General features: G+C 64.0%; 7 protein-coding genes, 1 tRNA gene and 1 pseudogene. 3 read left to right on the top strand and 6 right to left on the bottom strand.

Going from position 1 to position 9,654, the window contains the following annotated elements; translation table 11 throughout:
* Positions 1-54: 54 nt before the first annotated feature.
* A complete protein-coding gene (locus tag Q0S16_RS06325) occupies positions 55-888 on the bottom strand; it encodes a tripartite tricarboxylate transporter substrate-binding protein (protein WP_295846155.1) in 834 nt (277 codons plus the stop codon).
* Positions 889-1,174: 286 nt separating this feature from the next.
* Positions 1,175-1,945 (bottom strand): Crp/Fnr family transcriptional regulator, encoded by a 771-nt coding sequence (locus tag Q0S16_RS06320; protein WP_295846154.1) that lies wholly within the window; start codon positions 1,943-1,945, stop codon positions 1,175-1,177.
* Positions 1,946-2,338: 393 nt separating this feature from the next.
* Here Q0S16_RS06320 and mgtA point away from each other — a divergent pair, with 393 nt between their 5' ends.
* Both mgtA and Q0S16_RS06310 read left to right on the top strand, forming a co-directional pair.
* Positions 2,339-4,885, top strand: coding sequence for a magnesium-translocating P-type ATPase (gene mgtA, locus Q0S16_RS06315; protein ID WP_295846153.1), 2,547 nt, complete (start codon positions 2,339-2,341; stop codon positions 4,883-4,885).
* A 101-nt stretch (positions 4,886-4,986) separates the two neighbouring features.
* Positions 4,987-5,085 (top strand): annotated as a pseudogene (locus tag Q0S16_RS06310) (porin family protein); the annotation flags it as partial.
* Positions 5,086-5,254: 169 nt separating this feature from the next.
* Here Q0S16_RS06310 and Q0S16_RS06305 read toward each other — a convergent pair.
* The 3 genes from Q0S16_RS06305 to Q0S16_RS06295 are packed head-to-tail and all read right to left on the bottom strand — an operon-like array spanning position 5,255 to position 8,231.
* On the bottom strand, positions 5,255-6,238 hold the full coding sequence (locus tag Q0S16_RS06305; RefSeq protein ID WP_295846152.1) for a tripartite tricarboxylate transporter substrate-binding protein: 984 nt from the start codon (positions 6,236-6,238) through the stop codon (positions 5,255-5,257).
* Positions 6,235-7,635: a 3-carboxy-cis,cis-muconate cycloisomerase gene (pcaB, locus tag Q0S16_RS06300; RefSeq protein ID WP_295846151.1), complete on the bottom strand. Its 1,401-nt coding sequence runs from the start codon at positions 7,633-7,635 to the stop codon at positions 6,235-6,237. Before pcaB ends, Q0S16_RS06305 begins: the two co-directional genes overlap by 4 nt.
* Entirely contained in the window at positions 7,635-8,231 is a 597-nt protein-coding gene (locus Q0S16_RS06295; protein WP_295846149.1) for a glutathione S-transferase family protein, read from the bottom strand. The genes pcaB and Q0S16_RS06295 overlap by 1 nt, the downstream gene beginning before the upstream one ends.
* 175 nt (positions 8,232-8,406) lie before the next feature.
* Between Q0S16_RS06295 and Q0S16_RS06290 the strand changes: the two genes are divergently transcribed.
* Entirely contained in the window at positions 8,407-9,345 is a 939-nt protein-coding gene (locus Q0S16_RS06290) for a LysR family transcriptional regulator (RefSeq protein ID WP_295846148.1), read from the top strand.
* 202 nt (positions 9,346-9,547) lie between these two features.
* On the opposite strand, the gene Q0S16_RS06285 is transcribed toward Q0S16_RS06290, so the two are convergent.
* Positions 9,548-9,623, bottom strand: a tRNA-Ile gene (locus Q0S16_RS06285).
* Positions 9,624-9,654 lie beyond the last annotated feature (31 nt).

Raw genomic sequence — 9,654 nt, 5'->3', positions numbered from 1 at the left:
GGCATTGCCCGCAAATAAAATACCGCAGCGCACTGTCGCTCGATCTTCGCAGCGTCAGGTCGGCTTGTAGCCGATCCCGTCCATGATCGTCTTCCATCGCTTGAGATCGACGTCCATCCGGTCACGCATTTGCGCCGACGTCGATGTCTGCACTTCCATACCCATGTCCAGCAGACGCTTTTCCACCTCGGGTGTTTTCAACACGGCTCGCAATTCGTCGCCCCATGCCTCGATGAGGTCGGACGGCGTATTCGCCGGGGCGAAGAAGGCGTACCAGCCAAGAATGTTGAGTGAGGGATAGCCGAGGCTGATGCCGGTGGGCAGATCTGGCGCGGAGGCGGGTGGCCGGTTGCCCGAGGTGAGCAGGATTTTGACGACCCCCGAACGGTGATGCTCGATGAAGTCGGTGATCGAGCCGCAGCCGGCGGTGATGTGGCCGCCTTGCAGGTCCGACACCAGTGGCGTGGCACCGCGATAGGCCACCGCTTCCAACGGCACCCCGATCGCCTGGCCGGTCATCAGGCCGAAGAAGTGCGTGAACGATCCCATCGCCGTCGTGCCGAACGAATTGCGCGCCGGATTTTGTTTCAGCCAGGCGATGTATTCGGCCAGCGTGTTGACGCCGATCGTGGGCGACACGCAGTACACGGTCTGAAGCGTGCCGGCGAGCGTGATCGGCGCCATGTCGGTCCGCGGGTCGAATGGAATCGAAATCATTGAAAGCTTTTGCGCCACAGTGGCGGACGGCATGAAGCAGATCGTCGCGCCATCGGGGGGGCTGCTCTTGAGCGTCGCGCCCGCGATGGTACCGGACGCGCCGACCTTGTTTTCGATGATGATGTTGCGCCCGGTGCGTTGTTTCAGCGGTTCGGCGATCAGCCGCGCCATCACGTCCGAGCCGCCGCCGGCGGGGAATCCGACGAGTATCCGCAACATCCTGTCCGGCAATTCCGCTCTGGCGTGGACGGTACGGGGCAGCATCACAGCGGCTGCGCCAAGCATCATGGCGGCCCTGCGGGTGATGATTCTGGTGATGGCACGCGCTCCCATGGATGGGTGTCATGCTGCATAGCAATAGTACAGCAGAAGCCCCGACGGTCTGTTGCCGCCTTGATGGTCGCAAGCCTATGGAGTTCACGATGCCAATGCAACTGCGGCAAACCGGCTCGGTTCGTCACGGCCCATTATTATAGTGGAAGTTTTGAATAGAGCGTTCGCGTCGAGGGCGCGCGAAACCGATGCGAGCCGGTATCAGCGATCGGGCGCTAGGCCTCGCGATAGCGTAGCCCGGAATGCTGCAGTCCTTTCGCCGGCCCCAGCAGGCGATCGAATTCCCGCTTGCTGGTTTCGTAAATTTGCAGGAGCAAGCTTCCAGGCCGGCCCGGTCCAGGATGGTGACGTGACCGCGGACGTAGTCGATAAAACCGTTCTTCTTGAGAACAGACGCCACTTCGGTGACGCCCGTTCGCCGCACGCCCAGCATCATGGCCAGGAATTCCTGGGTGAGCAGGAATTTGTCGGACTGCACGCGGTCGTGGGTCATCAGCAGCCAGCGGCAGCAGCGCTGTTCGAGATTGTGGTGATGATTGCAGGCGGCGGACTGCGCCACCTGATTGAAGAAGGCGTGCACGTAATGCAGCATCAGCCGTCGCGTGTGCTGGCTTTCCTCGAGAATTTTCCGCAGCGCCGAGGCCCTGATCACCAGCCCGTTGCCGGGCACCTGCATGTAGACCGTGGTCGGCGCCATGGTGTCGCCGAGGATAATCGGAATCCCGACCACGCCTTCATTGCCGATGGTGCCGACTTCCGACGCGGAGCCGTCCGCCATCGTGTTGACCAGCGATGCCACGCCCTCGACCGGAAAGTACACATTGGTGATCGGTTCGCCAGCCTCGTAGAGCGGCATCCTGTACTCCAGCACGACTTCGCGGAGGTGCAGCTTCAAGGCCTCGAATTCAGGTCTCGGCAACATTTCCAGTAGTCGATTTCGCCTCGATTGCGCCATCTGCAGCACCCCTATGAAGGCAAGTCCGGACTGCGACACCGGTTCCGATGCGGGATGGCGCGAATGAACCATAGCGCCGGCGCGACCCGCCGCAAAGCGGCGATATGGTGGCCCGCGGCCATGCCCGAGGCTGGGTCTCCCCCCGGCCGGAATTCAAGCCGCTGGCTTGATGTGGATCAACGCCCGCCGGCGTTGCCGCGTCATGATGCGTAGTATCCGTGACGTGCTGGACCCGGAAGCTGTATGACCGGGCGGGCGTCGTGCTGCGTGCAGCCGGGTGACAATTGGCGGCCGCCGTGCCGGTCCTGTAACCCCGACGCTCGAGAACAACGCATGATCGCGATCGACGATATCAGCGCGGAACAGCTCCGCGATTGTGCTGCCGAAGCGTTGCTGCTGCGTCTCGGGACGACCATGGCGGGGCTGGCCTCCACGGAGGCCGCGGATCGGCTGCTTCATTACGGCCCCAATGATGCCGCGAGACTGAAGCGCTCTCCGCTATGGCTGCAATTCGTGGCCCGTTTCCGCAATCCGCTGGTCATCATCCTGCTGGTGGCCAGCGGATTGTCGGCCGCGAGTGGCGACCTCGCCAGCTTCCTGATCGTCGGCACCATCGTGCTGATCAGCATGACGATCGATTTCGTGCAGGAGACCGGCGCGCAGAACGCGATCGACGCCTTGCAGCGCTCGGTCGCGGTGCAGGTCAATGTCTGGCGAGACGGTGTCCTGATCGCGGTGCCGATCGATCAACTAGTGCCGGGCGATGTGATCGAGCTGATCTCAGGAGATCTGGTACCCGCCGACTCGCGGCTGCTGAAAAGCCGCGATCTGTTCATCAACCAGGCGCTGCTGACCGGGGAATCCTATCCCGCCGAAAAGAATGCGCATCCCACGGCGCCGAGCGAAGACAATGGCGCCGCCGAAAACGCGGTGTTCGCCGGCACCTCGGTGATCAGCGGGACGGCCACCGCGCTGGTCTGCCGCACCGGCGCCGGCACCGCGCTCGGTCATCTCGCGAAAAGCCTGGCGGAGAAGCCGCCGGCCACCGCCTTCGAGGTTGGCATCCGGCGCTTCGGCCTGCTGATCATGCGGCTGACGGTGCTGATGGTGCTGTTCGTGCTGCTGATCAATATCTCGTTCCATCGCCCGGTGCTGGAATCGCTGATGTTCGCGCTGGCGCTGGCGGTCGGCCTGACGCCCGAATTGCTGCCGATGGTGGTGACGGTCACGCTGGCGCGCTCGGCGATGAAGCTGTCGAAGCGCAAGATGGTGGTGAAGCGGCTCTCGGCGGTGCACGACATCGGCGCGATGGACGTGCTGTGCACCGACAAGACCGGCACGCTCACCGAAGCCAGTATCAGCCTGGTGCGGACCGTCGATGGCTGGGGCACCGAAAGCCAGCCGGCGCAGGCCGGCGCCTATCTTAACAGCCTGTTCGAGACCGGCATGAAGAGCCCGCTCGACCAGGCGATCCTCGCCGCCGGCGGGGTGGATGCCACGGGCTATAGCAAGATCGATGAAGTGCCGTTCGACTTCGAGCGCCGCCGCGTCTCGGTGCTGGTCGATCACGAAGGCGGCCGCCAGTTGATCGTCAAGGGCGCGCCGGAAGACCTGCTACGGCTGTCGGCGCGCTGCGAGGCGGCGGATGGCACCGTCACGCCGCTCGACGCCGGCACCAGGCAGATCTTCGAAGCCACGCTGGAACAGCTCGGCGCGCTGGGGTTTCGCGTGCTCGGCATCGGCAGCCGCGCCGTCGAGGCGAACCACGGCACGGCCGCCATCAGCGACGAGAACGAGCTGGTATTTTCCGGCTTCGCGGTGTTCCGCGATCCGCCCAAGGCCAGTGCCGGCGCGACCATCCAGGCGATGACCGGGGCAGGGATCATCGTGAAGGTTCTGACCGGCGACAATGAGCGGGTGTCGCGGCATGTGTTCGAGGAGATCGGCGTGCCGGTGACCGGGGTGCTGACCGGCGATCAGCTCGCGCATCTGTCGGACGAGGCGCTGCTCGGGCAGTTGCCCGAGGTCAATCTGTTCTGCCGCGTCAACCCGCAGCAGAAGCTGCGCATCCTGCTGGCGCTGAAACGGCGCGGCCATGTCGTCGGCTTCATGGGCGACGGCATCAATGATGCGCCGGCGCTGCACGCCGCCGATGTCGGCATCTCCGTCGATGGCGCCGCCGATGTTGCGCGCGCCGCCGCCGATCTGATCGCGCTGGAGCATGACCTGTCGGTGGTGCATGAAGCGGTGCTGTGCGGCCGCACCGCGGTCCGCAATGTCGCCAAATACGTGCTCATGGGCTCCAGCTCGAATTTCGGCAACATGTTCAGCATGGCCGGCGCGGCGCTGTTCCTGCCATTCCTGCCGATGCTGCCGATCCAGATCCTGCTCAACAATCTGCTCTACGACGTCTCGGAAATCGCCATCCCGTTCGACGATGTCGATGAGGAGGCGATTGCCCGGCCGACCAGCTGGGACGTCAGCTTCATCGAGAAATTCATGCTGGTGTTCGGCCCGGTCAGCTCGTTGTTCGACTTCCTGACCTTCTATGTGCTGTTCAAACTGTTCGATGCCGGCACCGCTTTGTTCCAGACCGGCTGGTTCATTGAATCGATCACCACCCAGGTGCTGGTGGTGTTCGCGATCCGCACGCGTCGCTCGCTGTTTCAAAGCCGGCCGCATCGCCTGCTGGTCGGCATGGCGTTGGGCGCCATCGCAATTGCGATCGCCATCCCGCTGCTGCCGATCGGCCGATGGTTCGGCTTCGTGGCGCCGCCACCGCTGTTCTTCCTGTTCCTGGTCGTCGCCACCGCGGCCTATCTGGCGATCGTCGAAGTCACCAAGCGGGCGTTTTACGCGGTGATCGACCGGCGAGGATGACCGGCGACGCGGGCCGATTTCGCCGACGGCGTCATAAGTGTGGAGTCGCGGTTTCTTCGATTTCACACTTGAGCCAAGGGCTGGCATCGAAACCCCAGCCGTTCACCAAGTCAGGTAACTCGAAGGACGGTCACACCGTCGGCGCCGGTCTGGAACAGATGTTCGCGCCGAGCTGGTCGGCCAAGGTCGAGTATCAGTATCTCCGGTGAAGGCCGGCCTTCCGCCGGCCTTTTTCTTTGGGATGTCGGCCCACCTCCCATCGACCTGCGGGTCGAACCTATTGGTGCGAATTCCTGCCGGTTAGACCGTGGGCCGTCGATGCTGGCGCGCCATTCTTCGGTGATGGTCTAATGGGCAAAGAGCGAAGCGCTATTCCGCGGTGATCCGCGCGCTTCTGATGATGTCCGACCATCGCGCCGTCTCTTCGATCATCAGCTGTTTCAGCGGAGCCGGACCGAGCATGTCCGGCGCGGGCAACACCAGTCCCGAGTCCACAAACCTTTTGCGAACGGCGGGGTCGCTTAGCGCGGAATCGAGGGCGGCAACGAACCTGTCTCGAATACTGTCTGGCGTCGCCTTGGGAAGATAGAAGGCAAACCAGCTCGACGCGCGAAACTCCGGCATGCCGGCTTCGGCGGCGGTCGGCGTCGATGGCAATTGCGGAACGCGGGCCGGGGCCGATACCGCGAGAAATTTCAGGCTTGCGCTGCCGATGAATGGAAGAACGTCGACCAGCAGCGCGCAAGTGTAATCCGAGCGGCCGGCAATCAGGTCGATCATGGCCGGGGCCGAGCCGCGGTAGGGCACCTCCGTCGGCTTGATTTCGATCGTCTTCGACAGCAGCAGGCAGCTGATGTGGCCGATTGAGCCGACGCCCGCATGCCCAAGAGTCAGGTCTGCGTCCTTCTGCTTCGCCAGGCCGACGAAGGCTTGCAGCGTGTCGACCTGAAGACTGTGCCGAGTTGCGACCAGAATGGGAGTCTCGGCCACAAGACCGATCGGGCTGAAATCGGTCAGCGGGTTGTAGCGCAGCTTCGGGTACAGCGCAGGCGCGGCCGCGTGGGTGCCGACATGCCCGCTCAGCAAGGTGTAGCCGTCGGGCTGGCTTACGGCTACGCGCGCCGATCCTGTCGTGCCGCCGGCGCCGGCCACGTTCTCAATGAGGATCGGCTGTCCAAACGTGCGCGACATGTGCTCGGCGACGATCCGGCTCATCACGTCATTCGGGCCTCCGGCGGCAAACGGGACGATCAGTGTAACCGGCTTGATTGGAAAGCTGGGCTGTGCCGATGCGGCGCCGGCCGCAAGCGCGAGTGCTGCAATGGCCAATCGGCCCGGCCAAAAACACTTCATTTCGTGTGCTCCCCTGAAGGTGAAAGAGAAGTTCGTGACGCGCCAGTGCTGTGCGACGCTGCCGCGAGTACGCGATCGACTTCTTCGCCGGCGCTGCCGGTGTAGCGGCTGGAGTCCAACACGGCGTCGATCTGTTCGACGGTGAAATGCGCCGCGACCGCCGGGATTCCGGCAAGTGTCTCGGCCAGCCGCCGGCCGGTCGATGCGGCGCAGGCCGCGCTCACCAGCACATGGGCGTGATGGCGTCCGAGATGCTCGGCCAGCGCCATCATCATGGCTTCGGCGGTGACAAGCCCCTGGGTGCGGTCAAGGTTGGCCTTCATGATATCGGGTCGCACCACCAGCCCCGAGCAAAGCCGGATCGCGCCGCGCAGCGCGCCGGATATCAGCAGGAAGGCTTGCGGCACGACCAGCCACTCGGCCTGCCACGGACCTGTCGCCCGCTCGTGGTCGTGAATCGATGCGTCGAGCATTGTCCCGGACAGCCGGCGCAGCGCCAGGCCGCTGCTGAGGATCTGTTCGCAGATAATGGGATTGCGCTTGTGCGGCATGGTGCTGGAGGCGCCATGGCCTTCGCCGCCGGGCTCGAGGATTTCACCGACTTCGGTTTGCGCCATCAAGGACAGGTCGGTGGCGATCTTGCTGAGCGTGGTCGACAGCAGCGCCAGAAAGCCGACGGCCTCGGTCAGGGAGTCGCGCATCGCGTGCCAGCCGATCACTGGTTCGTCGAGGTCGAGCGCGCGCGCCAGCGCTGTGCGGACGCGCGGACCATCGGCACCGAGCGAGGCGAAGGTCCCGACCGCGCCGCCGAACTGCACCTGCAGCACTCGCGGGGTCAGCTCCCCAAGGCGCTGGCGGTGACGCAGCAGGCCGGACAGCCAGACCGCGGCTTTGAAGCCGAACGTGATCGGCAGCGCGTGCATCAGCTTGGTGCGCCCGACCATGGCGGTGTCGCGATGTTGATGGGCGAGGCCGGCCACGACCTCGATGAGCCGATCGAGATCGCGCCTGAGGAACGCAAGGGCCTGCCTGATCTGTAGCACCAGCGAGGTATCCATGATGTCCTGGCTGGTGGCGCCCCAATGGACGAATTCGCCAAGCTCGGTGCCGGTCAGGCGAACCAGTTGCTCGACCAGATTGACGATCGGCAGGCCGGCGCGCTCGGTGCCTTTGGCAAGCTCGTCGAGATCGAGGCGGTCGGCGCGGGCGGCCAGCGCTATCGCTTCTGCCGCAGCGTCCGGAATGATCCCCAGTCCGGCCTCGGCGCGGGCCAGCGCCACCTCGACATCGAGCAGCGATTGCAGCGAATTGCGTTCGTTGAAGATCGAACGCATGGCGGCGGTGCTGAACAGGTCGGAGAGATGCCTGCCTCCGAAGGGCATTGAATCGGCAAACATCAGCATGGCCTCGTCGCAATCATCGACGGCCGTTGATCGACCTTGGCAAACCAAGTCTCCAGCCTCGGCCTCGCGCTGCGCCAGGACAGGTGCGGCAGCCGAAAGTCGAGATAGCCCAGCGCGCAGGCAAGGCTGATATCGCCGGCATCGAAGCGTTCCATGGGGAGGTCGAAGGTGGCTTCGACCGTCGACAGCGTCCGGCTGACGGCGCGCTCCTGGCGCGCGACCCAGTCGGCCCACTGCGATTGCACCGGCCTGCGCCGTTCGATCACCGAGCCGAAGCTGGCGTCGATCAGGCCTTGGCACAACGCGGCCCGCGAGCGGCGGGCATTGGGGGATGCTTCATCCTCCACGATCGACGTATTCGCTGAGCGTCCGAGCAATGCCGCGACGATGGCATCGCTTTCTGTCACCACGCTGCCTTCCGGCAGCTGCAGGGCAGGGACCTTGGACAGCGGGTTGACCGTGGTGAGTTCGTCCGGCTCGGCCCATGGGTCGATCGCGATGCAGGTGACCTGCTGCTCGAGCCCGAATTCGCGCACCGCGATCCGCGTCTTTCGGGCATAGGGCGAGGTTTGATTGAAGAACAGCCGCATCGACAATTCCAGGAGCCTCCGGTTCGCGGCCGTGAGGCCGTCGCGATGCCGCGGCGATGGCCGCGTGACATCAGCGCTTCGGCCTCTTGGCGATTGGCAACCAACCTAGACCTGGCCTATGTTCGGTAGAATAGTATTGTTTTGATGGAAGCCATCTCGAAAGGAGAACGCTCTGATGGACCTCTCCGACCTCCGGACCTTTCTGGCCGTCGCAAATGCCAAGGGCATCACCTCTGCAGGACGTGAACTTAACACCGTGCAATCCAACGTCACGACACGCATCAAGAGTCTCGAGAGCGACATCGGACTGCCGCTGTTCACCCGGCATAGCCGCGGGATGACCCTTACCGAGGCAGGACATCGGCTGCTGCCGTTCGCGGAGCGGCTTCTGACTTTGTCGCGGGAGGCGACGGCGGCGGCGCGAGAAGACGGCGTGCCGCGCGGACAATTGTCGATCGGTTCGATGGAGACCACCGCGGCGGTGCGCCTGCCGGCTGTGCTGGCGCGCTATCGCCGCAATTGCCCGCATGTGAAGATTCGATTGTTAACCGGGCCAACCGCCGATCTCATCGAAGCGGTCATCAAGGGCGACATTGACGCGGCATTCGTGGCGGGGCCGGTCGACCTTCCCGCGGTCGACGCGGTATCCGCTTTCGATGAAGAACTGGTGCTGATCACGCCCCGTGAGATGCGCAGCATTGACGAGCTTCGTTGCTCGGCGGCCGACGGACTGACGGCGCTGATGTTCAGGATCGGTTGTTCGTACCGGCAGCGACTGGAGCAGGCGCTGGCGGATCTTGGCTTGCAGGGTTACACGCGGCTCGAGCTGGGAACACTCGACGGCATTCTGGGCTGTGTCGCGGCCGGGGTCGGGATCACGGTATTGCCGCGGTCCGTGGTCGAACTATCGACACACGCGGAGAATCTGAGCATTCATCTGCTCCCGAACAACTTGCGGCAGGTCGCCACCTTGCTGATCATTCGGCGAGATGCCCGTCGTACCGTTGCGGTCGAACGGCTGCGGGCATCGGTCGAAAAGGCCGAGCCGGTGCCGCCGCCGTTGCGGACGCTGCGACTGGTCGCGGGCGTGCCCGCTCTTGGAGCCGAGCTTTAAAACGACGGGCGCCAGCCAGGTCAGACGCCGGGAGTGTAGATCGGCGTGGGGCTCGGACGCCGATCGGCACGCCAAATTCTCGATCTCGTTCACATCTCCGGGGGGCAAACTAGTTCGCTTATTTACAATGTACGGATCGAGTACAAACAGGAAAATAATCTGAACCCAAGTTTTTGGCGATTTTATAGGATACTGAAATCATTGGTGGGCCCGGCAGGACTCGAACCTGCAACCAGACCGTTATGAGCGGTCGGCTCTAACCATTGAGCTACAGGCCCCGCCGGGCGTCGCGGGCGACGGCGGTGCCCG

It is taken from the genome of Tardiphaga sp., assembly GCF_025356345.1.
Taxonomy (GTDB): domain Bacteria; phylum Pseudomonadota; class Alphaproteobacteria; order Rhizobiales; family Xanthobacteraceae; genus Tardiphaga.
Note: the sequence above shows the minus strand (reverse complement) of the source record. Positions and strands in the feature narration are given on the sequence as shown.

Bases quoted from the DNA above. Each gene is read 5' to 3' on its own strand.
- pcaB (WP_295846151.1), bottom strand. From the start codon at position 7,635: ATGTTTGCCGATTCAATGCCCTTCGGAGGCAGGCATCTCTCCGACCTG.
- Q0S16_RS06290 (WP_295846148.1), top strand. From the start codon at position 8,407: ATGGACCTCTCCGACCTCCGGACCTTTCTGGCCGTCGCAAATGCCAAG.
- Q0S16_RS06295 (WP_295846149.1), bottom strand. From the start codon at position 8,231: ATGCGGCTGTTCTTCAATCAAACCTCGCCCTATGCCCGAAAGACGCGG.
- Q0S16_RS06325 (WP_295846155.1), bottom strand. From the start codon at position 888: ATGGCGCGGCTGATCGCCGAACCGCTGAAACAACGCACCGGGCGCAAC.
- Q0S16_RS06305 (WP_295846152.1), bottom strand. From the start codon at position 6,238: ATGAAGTGTTTTTGGCCGGGCCGATTGGCCATTGCAGCACTCGCGCTT.
- mgtA (WP_295846153.1), top strand. From the start codon at position 2,339: ATGATCGCGATCGACGATATCAGCGCGGAACAGCTCCGCGATTGTGCT.